This window comes from Rhizobium sp. CB3060 (genome assembly GCF_025200735.1).
In the GTDB taxonomy this organism is placed as follows: Bacteria; Pseudomonadota; Alphaproteobacteria; order Rhizobiales; family Rhizobiaceae; genus Rhizobium.
Genome location: NZ_CP104159.1, coordinates 35,518 through 54,761, shown reverse-complemented (window position 1 = coordinate 54,761; position 19,244 = coordinate 35,518). Strand labels below are relative to the sequence as shown.

General features: G+C 59.8%; 18 protein-coding genes and 1 pseudogene. 4 read left to right on the top strand and 15 right to left on the bottom strand.

All coding sequences use genetic code 11. The features are described from left to right. The first annotated feature begins 2 nt into the window (after window positions 1-2). Genes N2601_RS19840 through N2601_RS19830 form a run of 3 tightly spaced genes read left to right on the top strand, consistent with a single transcriptional unit; the run spans window position 3 to window position 2,682 of the window. Window positions 3-860: an ABC transporter permease gene (locus tag N2601_RS19840; protein WP_104825989.1), complete on the top strand. Its 858-nt coding sequence runs from the start codon at window positions 3-5 to the stop codon at window positions 858-860. Window positions 861-862: 2 nt separating this feature from the next. Next, on the top strand, window positions 863-1,852 hold the full coding sequence (locus N2601_RS19835) for an ABC transporter ATP-binding protein (RefSeq protein WP_260304596.1): 990 nt from the start codon (window positions 863-865) through the stop codon (window positions 1,850-1,852). Next, window positions 1,849-2,682, top strand: a complete 834-nt coding sequence (locus N2601_RS19830) for an ABC transporter ATP-binding protein (RefSeq protein ID WP_260304595.1) — start codon at window positions 1,849-1,851, stop codon at window positions 2,680-2,682. Before N2601_RS19835 ends, N2601_RS19830 begins: the two co-directional genes overlap by 4 nt. Before the next feature lie 27 nt (window positions 2,683-2,709). Here the strand turns inward: N2601_RS19830 and N2601_RS19825 are convergent, their stop codons facing one another. Beyond that, window positions 2,710-4,437 (bottom strand): methyl-accepting chemotaxis protein, encoded by a 1,728-nt coding sequence (locus tag N2601_RS19825; RefSeq protein WP_260304594.1) that lies wholly within the window; start codon window positions 4,435-4,437, stop codon window positions 2,710-2,712. 36 nt (window positions 4,438-4,473) lie between these two features. Here N2601_RS19825 and N2601_RS19820 point away from each other — a divergent pair, with 36 nt between their 5' ends. Then, window positions 4,474-5,163, top strand: a complete 690-nt coding sequence (locus N2601_RS19820; protein ID WP_260304593.1) for a hypothetical protein — start codon at window positions 4,474-4,476, stop codon at window positions 5,161-5,163. Between the two features lie 187 nt (window positions 5,164-5,350). Here the strand turns inward: N2601_RS19820 and N2601_RS19815 are convergent, their stop codons facing one another. From N2601_RS19815 to N2601_RS19750, 14 genes and pseudogenes are all read right to left on the bottom strand, one after another. Further along, the gene (locus tag N2601_RS19815; RefSeq protein ID WP_104825985.1) at window positions 5,351-5,740 is read right to left on the bottom strand and encodes a tautomerase family protein; all 390 of its coding nucleotides are present in this window, start codon (window positions 5,738-5,740) and stop codon (window positions 5,351-5,353) included. A 77-nt stretch (window positions 5,741-5,817) separates the two neighbouring features. Further along, window positions 5,818-5,931 (bottom strand): annotated as a pseudogene (locus tag N2601_RS19810) (5-deoxy-glucuronate isomerase); the annotation flags it as partial. A 12-nt stretch (window positions 5,932-5,943) separates the two neighbouring features. Further along, entirely contained in the window at window positions 5,944-7,782 is a 1,839-nt protein-coding gene (gene iolD, locus N2601_RS19805; protein ID WP_104825984.1) for a 3D-(3,5/4)-trihydroxycyclohexane-1,2-dione acylhydrolase (decyclizing), read from the bottom strand. Beyond that, window positions 7,779-9,701 (bottom strand): bifunctional 5-dehydro-2-deoxygluconokinase/5-dehydro-2-deoxyphosphogluconate aldolase, encoded by a 1,923-nt coding sequence (locus tag N2601_RS19800; RefSeq protein ID WP_260304592.1) that lies wholly within the window; start codon window positions 9,699-9,701, stop codon window positions 7,779-7,781. The genes iolD and N2601_RS19800 overlap by 4 nt, the downstream gene beginning before the upstream one ends. An 18-nt stretch (window positions 9,702-9,719) precedes the next feature. Continuing rightward, complete coding sequence (locus tag N2601_RS19795; RefSeq protein ID WP_104825982.1) at window positions 9,720-10,649, bottom strand: TIM barrel protein; 930 nt, start codon at window positions 10,647-10,649, stop codon at window positions 9,720-9,722. Next, complete coding sequence (locus tag N2601_RS19790) at window positions 10,650-10,943, bottom strand: putative quinol monooxygenase (protein ID WP_104825981.1); 294 nt, start codon at window positions 10,941-10,943, stop codon at window positions 10,650-10,652. After that, on the bottom strand, window positions 10,940-11,881 hold the full coding sequence (locus tag N2601_RS19785) for a sugar phosphate isomerase/epimerase family protein (RefSeq protein ID WP_104825980.1): 942 nt from the start codon (window positions 11,879-11,881) through the stop codon (window positions 10,940-10,942). The genes N2601_RS19790 and N2601_RS19785 overlap by 4 nt, the downstream gene beginning before the upstream one ends. A gap of 78 nt (window positions 11,882-11,959) precedes the next feature. Beyond that, window positions 11,960-13,132 carry a Gfo/Idh/MocA family protein gene (locus N2601_RS19780; RefSeq protein ID WP_260304590.1) on the bottom strand — a complete coding sequence of 391 codons (1,173 nt, stop codon included), beginning with the start codon at window positions 13,130-13,132 and terminating at the stop codon, window positions 11,960-11,962. 11 nt (window positions 13,133-13,143) lie between these two features. Then, complete coding sequence (locus N2601_RS19775; RefSeq protein WP_104825978.1) at window positions 13,144-14,205, bottom strand: Gfo/Idh/MocA family oxidoreductase; 1,062 nt, start codon at window positions 14,203-14,205, stop codon at window positions 13,144-13,146. Further along, window positions 14,202-15,107: a sugar phosphate isomerase/epimerase family protein gene (locus N2601_RS19770; RefSeq protein ID WP_104825977.1), complete on the bottom strand. Its 906-nt coding sequence runs from the start codon at window positions 15,105-15,107 to the stop codon at window positions 14,202-14,204. The genes N2601_RS19775 and N2601_RS19770 overlap by 4 nt, the downstream gene beginning before the upstream one ends. Before the next feature lie 97 nt (window positions 15,108-15,204). Next, window positions 15,205-16,011, bottom strand: a complete 807-nt coding sequence (locus N2601_RS19765; protein ID WP_104825976.1) for an ATP-binding cassette domain-containing protein — start codon at window positions 16,009-16,011, stop codon at window positions 15,205-15,207. 10 nt (window positions 16,012-16,021) lie between these two features. Continuing rightward, window positions 16,022-17,017: an ABC transporter permease gene (locus tag N2601_RS19760; protein WP_104825975.1), complete on the bottom strand. Its 996-nt coding sequence runs from the start codon at window positions 17,015-17,017 to the stop codon at window positions 16,022-16,024. Window positions 17,018-17,027: 10 nt separating this feature from the next. After that, window positions 17,028-18,041 (bottom strand): ABC transporter permease, encoded by a 1,014-nt coding sequence (locus N2601_RS19755; protein WP_445945049.1) that lies wholly within the window; start codon window positions 18,039-18,041, stop codon window positions 17,028-17,030. Between the two features lie 132 nt (window positions 18,042-18,173). Continuing rightward, window positions 18,174-19,148, bottom strand: a complete 975-nt coding sequence (locus tag N2601_RS19750) for a sugar ABC transporter substrate-binding protein (RefSeq protein ID WP_199773635.1) — start codon at window positions 19,146-19,148, stop codon at window positions 18,174-18,176. Window positions 19,149-19,244 lie beyond the last annotated feature (96 nt).

Here is a 19,244-nt window from a genome sequence, read left to right as displayed (position 1 = left end):
GCATGTTTACGATCATCCGCGACCTCGCGCGGCAAAACGTGGAGTTCTTGAGCGGCCTGCTGCTTTTCGCCGTCATCGTCGGCCTGATAGTCGTATCCTATTTCTCGCCATACGGCCCCACGGACATCTATCTTCTGCCGCCAGACATGCCGCCCGATAGCCAATATTGGCTCGGCACGACGTCGCGCGGCCAGGACGTCTTCTGGCAGCTCGCCACTGCGCTGCGCAACACGCTTTATTTCGGCATCGGCGTCGCCTTTCTCTCGCGCATCATATCGCTGGTGGTCGGTCTCGTTGCCGGCTATGCTGGCGGCGCGGTCGACCGGGTGCTGATGGCGATCAACGACAGCGTCATGGTCATCCCGCAATTTCCGTTGCTGATCCTGTTCTACTTCGTGCTAAAGGACAGCATGACCTGGAGCGTTCTCATCGTGGTGATGGCCTCGCTCGGCTGGTCCTACGATGCAAGGCTCATTCGCTCCGTCGCAATCAGCCTCAAGACAAGACCATTTACCACCCAGAGCGTCTATTCCGGCATGAGCATGCGGAAAATCCTCGTGGAGGAGCACCTTCCCTATGTGCTTCCGATCGTCTTCGCCACGACGATGAACAATATGATCTGGTCGATCGGCATGGAAATCACGCTCTCGGTGCTCGGCTTCACCGATATCGAGACGCCGACCATGGGCATGATGATCTATTGGGCCAATGCCCATTCGGCGCTTATCGCCGGGACATGGTGGTGGGTAGCGGCGCCCGTTGCCGTCATCGTGCTCCTCTTCCTGGCGCTGTTCCTGCTGTCCATGTCGATGAACGAATACAACGATCCGCGCAGCCGGCTCAATCGGATGGGAGGTTAGCCATGGATGCCCTGGTCGAAATCGAGAATCTGAAAGCCTACTACCGCGCCTTCCTCTACGGCGTCGACCGCGAGGTGCGCGCCGTCGACGATATCAGCCTGACGATCGGCCGCGGCGAGATCTATGGCGTTGCCGGGGAGTCGAGCAGCGGCAAGACGACCCTGATCAAGACCATCGCCGGCGCCATCCGGCCGCCGCTCAGGGTCGTCTCAGGCAAGGTGACGTTCCATTTCGCCGGCGGCACGCAGGATATCTATGCCATGAAGCCGGAGCAGCGCATGGCGCTGCGCTGGCTGCATCTGTCCTATATCATGCAAGGCTCGATGAACGTGCTCAACCCGGTGCGTCGCATCCGTCATTCCTTCACGGATTTCGCACTTCGGCATATGAAAGTCGGCAGGGACCAGTTTTTCGACAAAGTCGCCACCCATCTGCAGCGGCTGAAGCTCGATCCAAATCTGCTCGACGCCTATCCCCATGAACTCTCCGGCGGCATGCGCCAGCGTATGACCATCGCGCTCGCCACGATCCTGACCCCGGAGTTTATCATCGCGGACGAGCCGACGACCGCGCTCGACGTCATCGTCCAGCGCGATGTCCTCTCGATGATCCGCGAAATCCAGCACGAGATGGGCTCGTCCTTCCTGTTCGTCACGCATGATATGGGTGTGCATGCGACCGTCTCCGACCGCATCGGAATCGTCTATGCCGGCCGCCTGGTCGAGGAAGCGCCGACCCGCAAGCTCTTCAACATGCCGCTTCATCCCTACACGCAGCATCTGGTTGGGAGCCTGCCGCGCATCGGCGACGTCCAGACGCGGCCGTCACTGGAGGGACGTCCTCCCAATCTTGCCATGCCGCCGGAGGGTTGCCGGTTTCATCCGCGCTGTCCGAAGCGAATGGATATCTGCACGCAGAAAGTTCCGCCGCTAGTTACAGTGGAGCCCGGCCGGCGCGTGGCTTGTTTTGCCGTTACGGGAGACCAGGTTTGAGCGCTCTTCTTACCCTCTCGCATGTCACAAAGATCTTCCGGCAAGGCGGCATCCTCGGCCGGCGCCAGATCACGGCGGTCAAGGATGTCAGCTTCGAGCTCAGCGAAGAGCCGGAAATCCTGTCGATCGTCGGAGAGTCGGGCTCGGGGAAATCGACGATCGCGGCGATGATCCTCGGACAGACGACACCGTCCGCAGGCGAGCTGGATTTCCGCGGCAAAGCCGTCGCCATCCATGGCGCAGCCGAGCGCCGAGCCTTCATGAGAGAGGTGCAGCCTGTTCTGCAGAATCCTTTCGAGGCATTCAATCCGCTGAAACGGGTCGACCGCTATCTCTTCGAAACGGCCCGCAACTTTTCGGCAGGCTCGCAGCGACCGGATCGTCAAGAGATCGAGCGGATAGCCGATGCCGCATTGGCGCATGTCGGCCTTAGCCTTGCGGAGGTGAAAGGCCGTTTCCCGCACGAACTGTCCGGCGGCCAGCTACAGCGCACCGCCATTGCGCGTGCCCTCATCCCCCAGCCGCGCCTTCTCGTCGCCGATGAACCCGTTTCCATGGTGGACGCATCGCTGCGCATGTCGATCGTCAATTTGTTCGGGCAGTTGAAAAGCGAGCTGGGGCTTTCGATCATCTACATCACCCATGATCTCGCGACGGCCTACTACATCAGCGACAAGATCATCATCATGCGCAAAGGCGAAATCGTCGAGCAGGGCCAGGCGCGCGCCGTCCTCGACAATCCGCAGCATCCCTATTCCCGCGCACTGAAAGACGCGGTCCTTTCCGCCGACTTCGGATCGACCACGTTGGAGGCCCGGCGAAGGTCCTAGCCGTGGTCTCTCGTTCGACCAGAATCGCTACGCAGCCGTCACCCCATCTTCAAGATTTTTGACTTCAGTTCCGCCAAGTTCAAAACGCGCAAACTGGTCATGCAGCCGTTCGGCTTCCCCTGACAAAGCTGCCGTGCTGGCCGAGGCTTCTTCCACCATAGCGGCATTTTGCTGGGTCATATGATCCATGGAACGCACAGCGGAATTTACCGATGAGATGCTGGCAAATTGCTCCTGAGAGGAATTGGCGATTGCCTTGACGCGTTGGTGCATGTCGTTGACGTAGCGATCGATCTCCTGGAGTGTCCCACCACTTTCCGTAACAAGGCTGACGCCGGCAGTGACATCCGCGTTGGATGTGTTGATCAGGGAGGTGATCTCCTTGGCCGCCGTGGCCGATCTTGCCGCCAGTTCGCGGACCTCCTGCGCCACAACCGCGAAGCCGTTTCCAGCCTCGCCTGCGCGCGCCGCTTCTACGCCGGCATTGAGCGCGAGCAGGTTCGTCTGGAACGCAATATCGTCCATGACGGAGATGATCTGTCGGATTTTTTCCGACGATTGCTCGATCTTGGCCATGGCAGAAACCGCGTTTCGCACGACATCCTGCGCATGCGACGTCGCGTCGGATGTTTTCGCGGCAATCTGCCCGGCTTCGTTGGCGCGGTCGGCGGAGGCACTTACGGTGGCCGTGATCTCTTCCAAGGCGGCGGCTGTCTCCTCAAGAGACGTCGCCTGCTTTTCCGTCCGGCGAGAAAGGTCATTCACCGCCAAATCGAGTTCGCGCGTGTTGGAGCGAATGGAAGTGGCGCTTCGTTCGACATCAGACAAGGCGACGCGAAGATGGGCCTGCGCCGAATTGAAGTCTGTGCGCAACCGATCCAGTTCATCACTGAATTTTTCATCAATGTCGATGGAGATATCGCCGGAAGCAAGGCGTCTAAGACCGGCAGCCAAGGCATTGACGGCCTTTTGAAGCTTCATGGCCTCCAGTAATTTTTCACGCTCGCGGTTGTTACGCTCGATCTCGCTTTCGCGTCGATTTTGTTCGGCCCTATCCTCGAGGGAGAGTTTTTCGATTGCGGTCGCTCGCAGAACCTGGACGGCTTTTGCCATGATGCCGATCTCGTCCCCACGATTAATGCCGGGGATGAGGACGTCGTTTTCGCCGCTTGCGAGCTTTCGGATGACGTCTGTCATGGATTGGATCGGGCGGCTAATGGCGAAGTTGAGCAGGACGGCAAGGCAGATGCCGCCGGCAATTGCAACCAGAACGGTGACCCCGATTTTGAATGTGGCAGAACCGGCTGCCGTATGAGCGGTATTAATTTGCTCGGCATTGAGCGTATCGATTTTCAAACTGACCTCAGTCGTCAGCTTCGCAAGCTGTTCCCGCTCCCTTGCCAGATCGGCCTGCGCAACAAGCATTTCCCTGAACGCCTTGTCAAAGATCGTAATCGAGACAGGGATTTGCTTTACGTCGTCGGCAATGGAGGGAAGTGCGGTTGCTGCAGTCGCAATGGTCTTTTCCAGCGCAACGAGGTCCTTGAGCTGTTCCTCGACGGGCGCCGGATCGGTATCGCCGAACCCCCCGAACAGTTTGAGCATTTCGGCGCGGGCAGCGAGCGCCAATCTGCCGAGCGTTTCGGCCTGGACTGCGAGCTCCCTGAATTTGGAAAGCTCCGCCGACGATGCGGATGCCTTGTTCATGGCGGCGTCCACCAGCGGAAAGGTCTGCGCCTGGATGCTTTGGGTCAAAGCGAGGATTTCGTTGACCGTTTTTCCGACGATCGTTTGCGCGTCGAATTTCCTCTTGAAATCCTCGGTGCTGCCAATGTCGTCCAGCGACTGTTCAAGCAGTTTGCCTGCCTGGGCGAGTTTCGGAAGCACCGCCGGGTCCAAACCGTCTATTTGCTGTCCATTGAGTTTTTCCGTCTCGACGACGATGCTTTCAGCGACAGTTTTCGCCTGCTGAAGAAAATCGCCCAGGAACGCACCGCCGCTTTCCTGCTGGATGCTTTTGATCGAGTTCGCACCCTGCTGGAGTTTGACCGCGCTGCCGAGCAGCCCATTGGCAGCGCTCAACTCCTTGTTCGCCGCGTCTGCTGCGACCCGGATTCGGCTCTCTTCCTTGCCCACGGCATCATTGATCGAGGCCGCCAGCGCTTCCAGATCCGAAATACTCCGCTGAAGCGTGGCAAGGCGCTGTTGCTGCTGATCTGTCTGTGCAATCACTCCGTCAAATGTGGAAGCGAACTCATCGACCGTCGCCTTGACTTCCGCGACCTTGGCCGTGACCAACGGATCGTTCTTTACCGCTTCAGAAAGCGTTACGAGCGCCGCGTTGAGATCCTGGATCCGCTGGCGCGTGGCGCTGGCACTCTCGATGCCAGGATCGAACAAATATCGCTCTCGCTGAAGCGATGTCGACTGCATCTCGTTGGTGACCTCTGCAGAACGACCAACGATGCTGAAGCGCGATGACAGGTCGACAATTGCGGAATATCCAACCGAGCCGACAATTGCAGCCAAAATCAATATGACAAGAAAGCCGCCTGCAACCTTGAATCTGAATTTAAGTCCGGAAAACCATTTTAAAAATAATTTCATTGCGCCCTGCTCCCGCTCTAGCAATAAAATTGGCTGATCTCATGAAATGAAGGTTCCTGTGTCAGAGCTCACCCGTCAGGAACTGCGCACGGCCATAACCGAACGACCAATCCTCATCGGAATTCTCGATGAATGAGACCATCACGTCGGAGGCTGGCACATCGCATTTGTCCGCGAGTGCCGAACATAGGTTCTGATAGAAGGCGACTTTCGCTTCTCGGCCGCGGGGTCGCGAGATGACCTCCACGAGCACAAATTTTTCAGTCCGCGGGATTCCCAGCCCGGTGTCGCAGGCCTGCATATAAGGATGCTGGTATTCCGACACGACCTGGTAACGGTCGTCCCGCGGCACGCCGAATGACTGGACCATCGCGTCATGGGCAGCGTCCAGCAGCAAGGCTACTTCGTCAGCCGTACGCCCTTTAAGGAGATGAAACTTCAGCAGCGGCATGAGACGAATCTCCATGACACGACGGCTGGAAGTGCACGCTTGATCATTTTGCATCCCGCTCCATGATCCACTCGACCTCCGGCGCGCAGGCGATACAGCGAGAGGCCGACGAACCGCCAGCCTGCCGATTGAGGCGTAATCTCATGGACTTGGCCATGACTGCCAAAGGGTTTGCGCAAAAGATCGGCCATGCTCGATCGCCCTCAGTCGAAGGTCCGCTGGTCGCGGGCGTTTCGATTATAGTGTTCGCGGGCGCGCTCAAGCCGCTCGGGGCCGCCGGCCTGCGGGACGGCAACGTCCCACCAATGTCCGCCCGCTCCCGTGCCGGGGACCGCATCCGTATCGATGACGATGACCGTCGGTATCGAGCGCAAGCGTGCGTCGGCGATCTTCTTTTCCAAATCGGCGATGTCAGCGGCTTTTTCCGCTTGGGCACCCATCGAGCGCGCATGACCGACGAAATCGAGCTCAGGCATGACCTCAATATTGGTGTCCTTGTACATATTGTTGAATTCGGCCCCGCCGCACTCGATTTGCAGGCGGTTGATGCAGCCATAGCCACGGTTGTCGGTAAGAACGACGGTGAAGGGAACGCGTCGCATCACTGCGGTCGCCAGTTCGGAATTGGCCATCATGTAGGAGCCGTCTCCGACAAAGCAGATGACCTCCTTATCGGGCGCCGCAAGCTTGATGCCCATGGCGCCTGCCACCTCATAGCCCATGCAGGAATAGCCGTACTCCATGTGATAACCACCCTTGACGGACTGCCACAGAACCTGCAGCGCACCCGGCATGGTGCCGGCGGCGCACATCACCACGGTCTTGTCGGTGGCCACGCGTTGAACGGCACCGATGACCTGCGCATCCGTGGGAAGATGGTTGACAAGATCGGCCTGCGGCGCAGCCGTGACGGCTTTCACCGTCTCGTGCCATTGAACCCTGCTTTCCGCATCGAACGACGGAGCCCGATAGTTGCCCAGCAGGACGGAAAGCTTCTCGAGCGTCACACGTGCGTCGCCGACGACCGGCGCCGCACCATGTTTAGTGGCGTCGTAGCCATGCAGGTTGATGGAGATGAGCTTTCGCCCCTCGTTCTTGAACAGCGCCCATGATCCGGTGGTGAAATCCTGAAAGCGGGTACCGACCCCGATCACGAGGTCCGCCTTCTCCGACAGGCGATTGGCGCATTCGGATCCGGTAACGCCGGGCGAGCCGAAATTGAAGGCGTTATCCCATGCGTTCGCCCCCTTGCCTGCCTGGGTCTCCACGAACGGGATGTTGTGGCGTTTCGCGAATGCGGCGAGCGTATCTTCCGCGTCGGAATAAAGCACGCCGCCGCCCGAAATGATCACCGGGTTCTTGGCAGCGCCGATCAAGACAGCAACTTCTTCCAATTCCCGCGGATCAGGCTCCGGCCGCCGGATACGCCAAACCTTGGGCTCAAAGAAGCTTTCGGGATAATCATAGGCATCCGCCTGCACATCCTGGCAGAAAGCAAGGCATACCGGCCCGCAATTGGCCGGATCCGTCATGACCGAGAAGGCGCGCGGCAGCGCGGTCAACAAATGTTCGGGCCGGGCAATGCGGTCGAAATAGCGCACGACAGGCCGAAAGGCATCGTTGGCGCTAACCGTGCCGTCATCGAAGTCCTCGATCTGCTGAAGAACGGGATCGGGCCGCCGGTTAGCAAAGATGTCACCCGGGATGAATAGCACCGGCAGGCGGTTGACATGCGCCAATGCTGCCGCCGTCACCATGTTGGTGGCTCCCGGCCCGATGGAGGAAGTCACGGCATGAGCGCGCTTGCGCCTTTTTGTCTTGGCATAGGCGATCGCCGCATGGGCCATGGTCTGTTCATTCTGGCCACGCCACGTCGGCAATGCATCGCCGATGCCGTGCAGGGCTTCGCCGAGCCCCGCAACATTGCCGTGGCCGAAGATCGCCCAGACACCCTCGATGAAGCGCTCGCCATCCTCGGTCATCTGGACCGAGAGCCATTTGACCAGAGCCTGTGCGGCTGTAAGCTTGATTGTCTTTGTCATGCTGCCTTCTCCCGTGCGGCCGTCCGTGCTTCGTCCCAGATCGAGGACAAGCGTCGATAGCGCCTTGCCATCTCTTCAACGGCGGCGGCGTCTTTGATTTCACCATTCATCCAGGCGCGTGCGACGTCGCCGAAGATGGTTCGGCCAACGGCAAAGCCCCTGACCAGACTAAATCCAGCAGCGACCTCGAAGCTCGCGGCCAGCTCCGCCTCCGGCGCATCGAGGCCGAGCACGACGATGCCGCGTGTATGCCGGTCGTTCTCCTCGATGGCAGCGATGGCGTTGGACCAGCCGGTGGCGGTTTTCATCGGCTCGAGCTTCCACCAATCGGGGAAGACGCCGATCTCGTAGAATTGCCGGATCAGGATCGCGGTCGTCTCGTCGTTGACCGGCCCGACCTTCGACGGAATGATCTCGAGCAGGAACTCCAGATTGTTGCGGCGCGATGCCTCGAACAGGCGCTTCACGGTTGCTTCCTGATCGGCGCGCGTTGCGGCGTCGTCATCGGAATGGCAGAAGCAGAGCACCTTGACGACGTTGTCGCGCCCCCATTCGGCCAGGCCGCCATAGTCGCTGCCCAGTTCGGGTTCCAGTGTCAGAGGCCGCGAACCCGGCCATTCGCAGGGCCGCCCGATCCACAGACCGGCGCCGGAGGCTGCGTGCAGCGCCTTTCTGCCGATCCGGTTGTCGCAGAGAATGCCGTAACCGGAACGGCCGGCTTGGACCTGCACCGCCGCCTGCAGGCAAAGCTCCTTGAAGGCGCCGCCTTTTTCGAGTGTATAGCCCGGCATCTGCTCAAGCTGAATGCGATGGTCGAAGGCGAAGATCCGATAGTCCGACCAATCTTGCCCATGATTGCGATGGCGATTGGTCGACCAATGGATCTGTTCGACGGCTTGGTCGTTTCGCAAATCGCTGCGCTTGACCCCGCGTTTCAGAAAGAATTCCAACTCCTCAAGCGAGGGGTAGGCCGGCGTGCAGCCGTGGCGGGATACGGCGAATGCGCCGCAGGCATTGGCGTATTTGAGCGACGTCGGCCAATCTTCGCCATCCAGCCAGCCCTTGAGAAGACCGGAGAAGAAGCCGTCTCCGGCGCCGAGCACATTGAAGACCTCGATCGGGAAGCCTTCGCCCGAAATGCCGGCATCGAGATTGTCCGGAATGGCGCCCTCGAAAGCCACGGCGCCCTTGGCGCCGCGCTTGCAGACGAGTGTTGCAGACAAGACGGCACGAACGGCCTTCAGTGCCGCGACGGTATCCGCGGTTCCGCCGGCGATATGGAATTCTTCCTCCGTCCCCACGATCAGATCGAAAAGATGTAGCGTCGACTGAAGTTTCTGCGTGACCTCCCGGCTTGCGACAAACCGGCTCTCCCCTTCGCCATGACCGGCGACACCCCAGAGGTTCGGCCGATAGTCGATATCGAGGGCAGCCCTGGCGCCACTTTCACGCGCAAAGCCGAGCGCCTTGAGGACGGCCGCTTCGGTCCGGGGATTGGAAAGATGCGTGCCGGTTACGACAACTGCGCGCGCCGAGGCGATGTAATCCCGACGTATGTCGTCTTCGCAAAGCGCCATGTCGGCGCAGTTCTCGCGGTAGAAGATCAGCGGGAACGTGTCCTCGTCGCGGATGCCGAGCAGTACGAGCGCCGTCAGACGCTCCGGATCGGTGACGACACCGCCGACATCCACGCCTTCGCGGGTCAACTGTTCACGGATGAAGCGACCCATATGCTCATCGCCAACCCGGGTGATGAGGCCGGATTTGAGGCCAAGCCGGGCGGCACCGCAGGCGATATTGGTGGGCGAGCCGCCAATGTATTTGTTGAACGAGCCCATGTCCTCGAGCCGGCCGCCGACCTGCAGACCGTAGAGGTCGACCGAGGATCGGCCGATCGTGATGACGTCGAGTGATTTCATGTCGAAACGCCCCGCTGTTTAGAAACCAACTTGTGTTAGAAACGTCCGGCTGGCCGCCAGATCATCGAGGATGCTGCCGGCGTTGCGCGGGTCGCGCTCCTGCTCGATGGTGATGTAGCCGCCGTAACCGAGTTCGGTGAGAAGAGCCCGCACCGCGGTGTAATCGATGGATCCGCGTCCAATTGGGCACATGACACCTTCGGCGCAGGCATCGAAGAACCGGATGCGCTTGCCCATCACGTCCTGATAGATTTTGGCGTCGATATCCTTGAAATGGATGTAGTCGACGCGATCCCAGTAGCGGCGCAAGGTGGCTACCGGATCCATGCCGGAATAGACCATGTGCCCTGTATCAAGGCAAAGACCGGCCAGGTCGGCGGGGATGTCATTGACGACACGCTCCAGCTCGTCGGCAAACTCTATGTAGCCACCGGCGTGTGGATGAATGGTCGCGCGCATGCCATATCGGTCACGGGCGAGCGTGGCGATGGCGCGGATATTTTCGACCATTCCGTTCCATGCAGCCTCTTTGAGGCGAGGAGCCCGATCGCTGTGACCTGCAGCATAGTCGCGCTCGTCATGGCCCCAATCCATGACGGTGAGGTAAGGCGCGGCGTAACGTTGGCCCGTATGGTTCTGAGGCCCCGGCAAATGGGTGATCAGCGCGCAGATTTCATCGGTCTGCCGCAAAAGGTTCTCGCGATTTCCAGTCGAAACAAGGTCATCGAATATGGTACCCGCGACGACCGTTAGCTCGCGCTTGTTCAGCGCCTCGGAGACCAGGCCGAGATCGAGGGGCAGATAGCCATAGGGCCCGAGCTCCAGCCCGCCGAAGCCGGCCTGCTGCGCCTCGTCCAGCACCTTTTCCCAGTGCGGCAGATGCGGATTTTTCACATCATCGACACCCCAGCAGCAGGGCGCGGTGGTTATGGTGGTGGAGTTGCGCATTCAGGTTTCAGCCGTGATTGTCTCGAAGGTAAAGGAGCGGTGAAAGGGTTCGTAGAATTCCAGGAAGCGTTGCGTGTGCTCCTGCAAAAGATGCTCCGCATAGGCGGTTTCGTCTCTCCAGGCCTCGACGAAAACCAAGCGGTTGGGGTCATCGGTGCAGGTGAAGTAGTCGTAGGAGAGACAACCGGTTTCCGCCCTCGTCCTCGCCTGTACGTCCGGGGCGCGGGCGAGGATTTCGTCCCGCGTCCCCGGAACAAGCTCAATCGTGACGATGAACTTGTACGGTCGTTTCATCGGCTGATCGTGGCCCGGAGCGCGTCGATCGAGGATTGGATGCCAGCGTCCGTCGACATGGTGAAATCTTCCATTTCGAGGCTGACCCAACCATTGTAGCCAACCATGCGAACGACGGAGAAGAACTCCTTCCACCATTGCAGATCGTGGCCGGCGCCGACGGCGACATAGTTCCAGCTACGGTTCGCGACGTCGGTGACGTCCTTGAGCTCAAGTAGCCCATTCACGTCAGCCAAACCGCGTTCGATGCGTGTATCCTTGCCGTGGCAATGATGGATCGCGCCGCCGAGCGCGCGCGCCGAAGCAATCGGGTCCGCACCCATCCACATCAGGTGGGACGGATCGAGATTCATCCCGACCGTCGGGCCGACTTCGTTGCGAAGGCGGAAAAGGGTCTCGGGATTCCACACCAGCATAGCCGAGAAGTTTTCGAGCGCGTATTTTTCGACGCCAACTTCTTTGGCCAGCTTCACCAGATCATGCCAGAGCGGGAAGGCCCGGTCTTCCCACTGATAGCGGTCACGCTCGGGCATCTCGTCAGGCCAGCTCTTGGTATAGACGAGCCAATTGGGAACGCTGTCGCCGGGAGCCGCTTCCGGCAGGCCCGACATGGTGACGATGGTCTTCACGCCGATCTCGCCGGCAAGGCGGATGGTCTGCTCCATTTCCCTGCGATGGCGCTTGCCCATGTCGCCTGGATCAAGCGGGTTTGCCGAGCAGTTGAGCGCGGCGATTTCGAGGCCACGCGCCTCGATCTCCTTCAGCTTTGTCTTGAGAAGCTGCCTGTCCTCGAGGAGCTCGTCGGCGCGGAAATGCGGTGCGCGCGACCAGCCGCCGCCGGTCATCTCGATACCCTCGACACCGAGTTTGACGCATTTGTCGAGCATCTCCGTGAAGGAAAGGTTCCCCATCACATCGGTGCAAATGGAAAGTTTCATGGCCTTGTCTTTCTTGTTGCGAGAGGGTTGGGGGCGCACTTGGGAGGAGTTGGGAGGGATCAGCGCGCCCCCGGTTGATCACTTGAAATCGATCCAGGCAGAGCCAGCGTCAGCCGAACGCACGCAATTCTCCAGCCAGCGGACACCTTCGGTGCCGGCCTTGATGCCCGGATAATGATGATCTCTGAGAAACGCTTCGTCGCCGCGTCGCTTGGCGTCGATGGCCTGGGCAATCCAAAGGTAGATATTCGACCAACTGTCCCCGAGACCTTCGGTATGCAGCGCGCCCATGCGGTCAACTGCCAGGCTTTCCTTTTCGAGATAAGGCATGCCGTGATGCAGGATGCGGTTCGGCTCGCCCTGCACGTCATAGAGCAACTGGTCGGGATGGCTGTCGGACCATTCCACGGAAGCCTTGGAACCGACGAAGCGGTAACGCTGCGATCCCATGTTGCCAGCGTTGACGGAGGACACCCATAGCCGGCCGCGCGCGCCGTTGTCATAGTGCATGAGCACGGTGGCATGGTCTTCGAGCGGCGCGCGGCTCGGGATGAACGCCTTGCGGTCACACAGAAGCTTTTCGATCTTCAGGTGCGGCAGCACGACCTCGGACAGGTAATAGAGATGCGTGCCGATATCGCCGAGAACGAAGGTCGGGCCGGCGGTTACGGGATTGGTGCGCCACTTCACGGCTTCGGGCGCATTCACATCATCGCCCGCGTTGAAGCCGTGCGTGTATTGCAGATCGACGATGCGGATCTCACCCAGCATGCCCTTGGCAACCATCGCCGCCATCTGGTGCACCAGCGGGTGGCCGGTGAAGCCATAGGTCACGCCGACGATCAGGCCCTTTTCCTCGGCAAGCCTCTCGATCTCCTCGCATTCGGCGACGCTGAAGAACAACGGCTTTTCGCAGATCACGTGGAGGCCGGCTTCGAGGCAGGCCTTGGTGATCTCATAATGCGTGAAGTTCGGCGTGGCGATCGAGACGACGTCGACGCCGTCCTCCCGTGCCGTCTCCTTGGCGATCAGCTCCTTGTAATCGGCATAGCAGCGCTCGGCATCGACCCCGAGGTTCACGCCGAAATCGCGACCGCGTTCGGCGTCGAGGTCGAAGGCACCGCACACCAGCCGATAGGTGCCGTCGCGCAGCGCGCCGGTTCGGTGCTTGTATCCCACCTGCCCGGTGCGGCCGCCGCCTACCATCCCCCAACGCAAGGGGCGTTCGATAAGTCTTTCTCCGTTCAGCATGTATGAACCTTTCAGGACGCTGATTTCATTCGCTGTTGCGAAAATTGCCCGTGATCGGGCCGATCGTTTTCGGAAGCGTAGAGAGCCGGTCGGGTGACCATATCCACCTTTTTAAGAGCACCACTTTCCACGGCTCGAAGAGCGGCGTCGGCAACCAGCGTCGCGGCATAGCCGTCCCACGTGGAAGGACCGGTCGCAGTGCCCTGCCCCGCCGCGACGATCCACTCGCGGAATTCCTGATCGTAGGCCTCTATGAAGCGCTCGCGCCAATCTATCGGCACGCCCTGGCGAACGCCGTGGATGTCCCGGATAACGCTTGCGGGGCGAAGCGGCAGGCTCACCGTACCGGCTTCGCAACTGACCTCTCCGCGGATGTCATAGCCATAGGCAATGTTCACGGAGATCTCGACGTCGACAAGCGCGCCGGAGGCCATGTGCAGTAGCACCACGACGGGATCGCGAAGCTCGTTTCCGCGGCTTGAACGCCGAGGCACGCGGACCTCAACGCCCGCGACCTCATCATCGAGCAGCCAACGCGAAATGTCGGCGTCGTGGACGAGCGTGTCGTTGAGCGGCATCTCCGACGTATATAGTCCCTCCGGCACAGAGGCGTTTCGATGCGTCGAATGGAACATCAATGGGGCGCCGAGCGCGCCGTCGTCCAGGGTCGCTTTCAAGCGGCGATAATCGGCATCGAACCGCCGCATGAAACCGACTTGAACAAGGCGCCGACCGAAGGCGACTTCGGCATCCATCACACGGCGGGCCGCCGCCGTCGTCGTCACCAACGGCTTTTCGCAGAAAACGGGCTTTCCGGCAGCGATGCATTCCAGAAGCTGTTCTTCGTGTGCCGGACCCCAGGAGCAGACGACAACCGCTTCGACGCTTTCGGACCGAATGAGTTCACGCGCTGTATCGAATACCGTTGCTCCATCCGGCGCGACCGAGGCGGCACGCGCGGCATCAATATCGTTCACTGCGACGACATTGACGCCGGAGAGCACCTTCGTCAGGCGGCGGATGTGATCCTGCCCAATCATGCCGGTGCCGATCACTCCAACGTTGAGGCTCATTTCGCGCTCCAATACTTGTCGACGTAACGCTGCATTTCGGAACGCATGAACTTGCCGGAGTGATCGGCCTTGTCTTCCCAGGCAAAGACGCAGGCCGTCATGATGCCGTCGAAACCGATGTCGGCGAGTGTGCTGAAGAAATCATCCCAAGGGACTTCTCCCTGGCCGATATTCAGATGCTGATGCACACGCGCTTGCGTGCCGGGCGGATTGAGGATGTAGCGCAGGCCGGAAGACGCCTTATGGTTGAACGTGTCGCCGACATGGACATGCGCGAGCACATCCTTGGCTTCGCGCAGCATCGCCTTGGTGTCGTCCCCGAAATAGAAGGTGTGAGGCGCGCAATAGAGGAACTTGACGTTCTTGGAATTGACCGTGCGGATGATGTCGAGCGCCGGCTGAAGGGTTTCGCACCAATCCTCCGGATGCGGCTCGACGTGGAGATTGATCCCCTCCTTTTCGAAAATCGGCACAAGCTCTTCCATCGAGCGCCACCAGGCGTCTTCGCAGGCTTCGATCATCGAACCGGTATGGCAGCAATAGCAGGAGCCCTTGTCGGGATGCGGGCCGCGCCCGAATTCCGAGTTCATGACATCCACTTCCAGCTCGACCGCAATCTGGATGGCGCGCTTCCAGTGCTTGACCGCGGCTTGGCGCTCGACCTCATCATTCGAGGCCCAGCGGTACATCGGCAGGAGCGATGCAATGCCGACGTCCGCGTCTTTCAACGCGCGTTTGAACGATTTGATGCGTTCGGGAAACACGCGCGGCGCCTTGAACCATTCAAGGAAATCGCCGCGCGGAGAAAGTTCAATCCAATCGTAGCCGAGTTCCTTCACCTTCGAGGGCAGGTCCTCGAGTGAGAGATGGCGGTGCATAAAGGGGTCGATAGCGATTTTCATGAATGGTCACCCGAAAAAGGTTGCACTTGGAGATCCCACCCGCGAGGGCGGGTGAGCCGGTTTCGTGTTTGTCGTCGTGTCTCGTGTCGGTAGCGGTTCAGGCTACCGAGGCGTGCCCGCTGTTTGCATGGGCTTCGATCTCGGCCTCCAGCTCGGCCATCGCCTCGCCGCCCGCCATGAGATCGGTAATTTCTTCGCGGCTTTTCTCACCCTTGCGGAAGTCGGCCGCCTTTTCGCCCTTGATCAGGACCGCGAAATGATCGCCAACCGTCATCGCGTGGATGACATTGTGGGTAATGAAGATGACGGCCAGGCCGCGCTTTCGTGCCTCAAGTACGATGCGCAGCACGTGCGCTGCTTCCTTGACCCCGAGCGCGGCCGTGGGCTCATCCAGGATCAGCACGCGGGCGCCAAAATGGACCGCGCGGGCGATGGCGAGCGATTGGCGCTCACCGCCGGAAAGGCCGCCGATGAGGCGATCGCCATCGTCAATCCGGGTAATGCCGAATTCACGAACCGCTTTGACGGCAATCTCATTGGCGGTCTTGCGATCGTAGATCTTGAAGGGACCGAGCCCTTTCGTCGGTTCCCGCCCCACAAAGAAGGATCGACCGATACTCATCAGCGGAAACGTGCCGCCAAATTGATGAACGGTGGCGATGCCCATATCGGCGGCTTCACGCGGGTTATTGAACGACAAGGGCTGGCCTTCGAATTTCACGGTACCGCTGGTCGGCTTGTAGACGCCGGCAAAGGTCTTGATGAGCGTCGACTTGCCCGCACCATTGTCCCCGAGAAGGCAAAGGACTTCGCCGGAGTGAACTTGCAGATTGATGTTATGGAGGACATCGATAGGACCGAACGACTTGTTGACGTTCTCGAGTTCCATGATCGGCGTTTTCATTGGCCCGACCTCACTTCTTTTTCGGCGCGTAGGTAAGCGCCATGTTACGGAAAGTGTTGTTCATCAGCACAGCAACGAGCAGCATGATGCCGATGATGAGGCTCGACCAATTGCGGTCGATGCTGGTGAAGTAGATGCCCTGGTTGACGATGGCGAAAGTGATCGTTCCAAAGAAGATCCCGATGGCCGAACCAAATCCGCCCGTCAGAAGCACGCCGCCCACCACGACCGAGACGACCGCGTTGAATATGTAGTTCATCCCGCCGGAGACCTGGGCCGAATTGAACAGGATGGCGCCGCACATGCCGACGAACGATGCGCTGGTCGAGGAGAGCACGAAGAGCCAGACCGTCAGGCGGCGTGTCGGAATACCGGCGTTGCGCGCGCTTTCCTTGTCGCCGCCCATGGCAAAGATCCAGTTGCCGAAGCGGGTTTGATGGAGAACCACTGCATAAATCGCAGTCACCGCCAGCCACCAGAGAATGATGATCTGATAGTTGCCGCCGAGCAGTTGGCCGAAGATCATCTTGGCCCAATCAGGAGCATTCAAAGGAACGCTGGCGTTGCCCGTGATCAGCACGGAGGCCGTCAGCACAATGCCTTGCATGGCCACGAGGGTACCGAGGGTGATGATGAGCGAAGGCACCGAGGTGCGAACGGCGAGAATACCGTTCAGCAGGCCGACCAGAATGCCGATCCCCAGCGCTGCCCCGATGCCGACGACGATTGGCAATCCATAGTAGCCGGAGATGACCGCAATGCTCATGGACCCTGCCGGGATCATCGCACCGATCGAGATGTCCAGTTCGCCGGCGATCATGAGCAAGCCGACGGGAAGCGCAACGATGCCGAGATTGGCCGCAAAGTTCACCCAGCTTGCCGCGCCGAAGAGATTGCCGAGCTGGACACCTCCGAAGATCACATAGAAGGCGATGACGACGATAAGGCTGAGAATCGATCCGGCCTCGGGACGCCGCACCAGATTTCTGAAATCGGGTCTGTACATAGCTTCCCCCTCAGTTCTTTTTCTTTGCGGAGTAAGACAACGCCATCTTGCGGAAGGTGTCGTTCATCAGAACAGCAACCAGCAAAAGTGCACCGATGATCACGCTGCCCATGTTGGGGTCGAAGCTCGTGAAAAAGATGCCCTGGTTGACCATCGCGAAAGTGATGGTGCCCAAAACCACGCCGATGATCGATCCGAAGCCGCCGGTCAGGAGAACGCCGCCGATCACCACGCACATGATGGAGTTGAATATGAAGGATTGGCCCGCCGCGACTTGGGCGCTCTGGTAGACCATTGCCTGGCTTACACCGACAAAGGCTGCGCAGAAGCTGCTGATCATGAAGAGCGAGATCGTCAGGCGCTCGGTCGGAATGCCGGCATTGCGGGCGCTGACCCTGTCGCCGCCCATGGCAAAAATCCAATTGCCGTAGGGCGAAATGTGCAGGAGATAGGCCAGAAGGGCCGCGAAGAGAATCCACCAGAAGATCGTGACCTGGAACATGCCCGCGATGAACTGCCCGAACAAGGCCTTCGACAACTCATGGGGCACGATAGCCGTGCTGGTGGAGCCGGTCAGCAAGACCGCGAAACCCAAGGTCAGCCCCATCACGGCGAACATGACGCCGATCGTGACGATCAGCGAGGGGACCCCGGTGCGCAACACGAGATAGCCGTTCACGAAACCGACGAGAAGGCCCATGATCAGCGCCGCAGCGATACCAACGCTGTCCGGTGCGCCATAGTAGCCGGAGATGATTGCCACGGTCAGAGACGAGGCCGGAATGACGGCGCCGACGGACAGGTCGAGTTCACCGGCAATCATCAAAAGTCCGATCGGAAGCGCAACGATGCCGATTTCGGCTGCAACGTTCAACCAGCTCGCAAAGCCCGCCGCCGAAACAAAGACTTCTCCTGCGAAAATCGCAAAGAAAACAAACACGGCGATCATGCCGAGAAAGGAGCCGACTTCGGGCCGACGCGACAGTCGTCCAATTGAAGCCCGGAACCCTACGCTGGCGGGCATCGTGGTGGCGACCTTATTCTGGGTGGCTAAAGCCATTACTTCCTCCCCGAAGGTTAAGGGTGAACTCGACCGGCGCCGCACCGCCCGGCGCTTATGGCCGGGCAATGCAGTCGTCGATTGTCCGCGACGCGCTTAGCGAGCGCCGCCCTTCACTCCCGCAAGCGTGGCTTCGACGTTTGACGCGTCGACAATCCCAGGACCGGTCAGGATTTCCCGGGTCGGCACGGTCAGGCCATAATTCACATTGCCGTTCAGGATCGACACGGCCAGATAGCCCTGCAGATAGCCTTGCTGGTCGATCGTGAACATCTGCGTGCCGCTCTTGATATTGTTGAGGATGGTCTCGTCCATGTTGACGCCGCCGACCTTGACCTTGCCGACTTTGCCGGACTGCATGATGCCGTTGATCGCGGAATTCGCGTCGACGTTTCCGATCGTGTAGACGCCGCCGACATCCGGATGCTGGAGCAGATAGGCTTTCACGGCCTGGGCAACCGCTGTGGAATTGCCGAAGGAGGTTGCCGGCAGCGGCAATGTATCTCCCTTGCCGCCCGCTTCCTTGACGCCATCGGTCATGCCCTTGCAGTGCGCTTCGATGTTGGCGGCACCCGGAAGCGTGTTGATGCAGACCAGGCTTTTGATGTCGTTCTTCGCAAAATACTTACCGGCGGCAACGCCAGCCTTGTAGTCGTCGCTGCCAATGTAATTCATGGCGCCCAGACGATCCGCGGCGGCGACACCGCCTGCATTATAGATGATCAGAGGGATCTTCTTGTCGACGACGGCCTTGAATGCAGGGTCCATCGCTTCCGGGACCCAGTCGGGGCCGACGATGGCGTCCGCGCCCTGGGAGATGGCTTGGCGGATCAGTTCAGCCGCATCGACACCGAGATTGTCGTAGTTCTGCGGGCCGAGCCAAGTGACGGAACCGCCCTGTGCCTTCACAACAGCACCGGCATCCTCTGCACCGCGCTTTACGATCGACCAGAACGGGTCGTCAGGCTTTCCGCCGACGACAAAGATTTTTGCGGCGAACGCTGTCGTAGCACCCATGGACAGGGCAACAGTCGTCAGCAACGCTGCACCGATAAGCTTCATGCGTTTCATATCTTCCTCCCGAGCCCCATCAATTGGGGACCACAATGCGACATGATGTTTAATCCTTGAGATGCCATTGCGAAACTGTAATACTGACACGTAGGT

Bases quoted from the DNA above. Each gene is read 5' to 3' on its own strand.
- N2601_RS19840 (WP_104825989.1), top strand. From the start codon at position 3: ATGTTTACGATCATCCGCGACCTCGCGCGGCAAAACGTGGAGTTCTTG.
- N2601_RS19835 (WP_260304596.1), top strand. From the start codon at position 863: ATGGATGCCCTGGTCGAAATCGAGAATCTGAAAGCCTACTACCGCGCC.
- N2601_RS19815 (WP_104825985.1), bottom strand. From the start codon at position 5,740: ATGCCGCTGCTGAAGTTTCATCTCCTTAAAGGGCGTACGGCTGACGAA.
- iolD (WP_104825984.1), bottom strand. From the start codon at position 7,782: ATGACAAAGACAATCAAGCTTACAGCCGCACAGGCTCTGGTCAAATGG.
- N2601_RS19800 (WP_260304592.1), bottom strand. From the start codon at position 9,701: ATGAAATCACTCGACGTCATCACGATCGGCCGATCCTCGGTCGACCTC.
- N2601_RS19795 (WP_104825982.1), bottom strand. From the start codon at position 10,649: ATGCGCAACTCCACCACCATAACCACCGCGCCCTGCTGCTGGGGTGTC.
- N2601_RS19790 (WP_104825981.1), bottom strand. From the start codon at position 10,943: ATGAAACGACCGTACAAGTTCATCGTCACGATTGAGCTTGTTCCGGGG.
- N2601_RS19785 (WP_104825980.1), bottom strand. From the start codon at position 11,881: ATGAAACTTTCCATTTGCACCGATGTGATGGGGAACCTTTCCTTCACG.
- N2601_RS19780 (WP_260304590.1), bottom strand. From the start codon at position 13,132: ATGCTGAACGGAGAAAGACTTATCGAACGCCCCTTGCGTTGGGGGATG.
- N2601_RS19775 (WP_104825978.1), bottom strand. From the start codon at position 14,205: ATGAGCCTCAACGTTGGAGTGATCGGCACCGGCATGATTGGGCAGGAT.
- N2601_RS19770 (WP_104825977.1), bottom strand. From the start codon at position 15,107: ATGAAAATCGCTATCGACCCCTTTATGCACCGCCATCTCTCACTCGAG.
- N2601_RS19765 (WP_104825976.1), bottom strand. From the start codon at position 16,011: ATGAAAACGCCGATCATGGAACTCGAGAACGTCAACAAGTCGTTCGGT.
- N2601_RS19760 (WP_104825975.1), bottom strand. From the start codon at position 17,017: ATGTACAGACCCGATTTCAGAAATCTGGTGCGGCGTCCCGAGGCCGGA.
- N2601_RS19755 (WP_445945049.1), bottom strand. From the start codon at position 18,041: ATGCCCGCCAGCGTAGGGTTCCGGGCTTCAATTGGACGACTGTCGCGT.
- N2601_RS19750 (WP_199773635.1), bottom strand. From the start codon at position 19,148: ATGAAACGCATGAAGCTTATCGGTGCAGCGTTGCTGACGACTGTTGCC.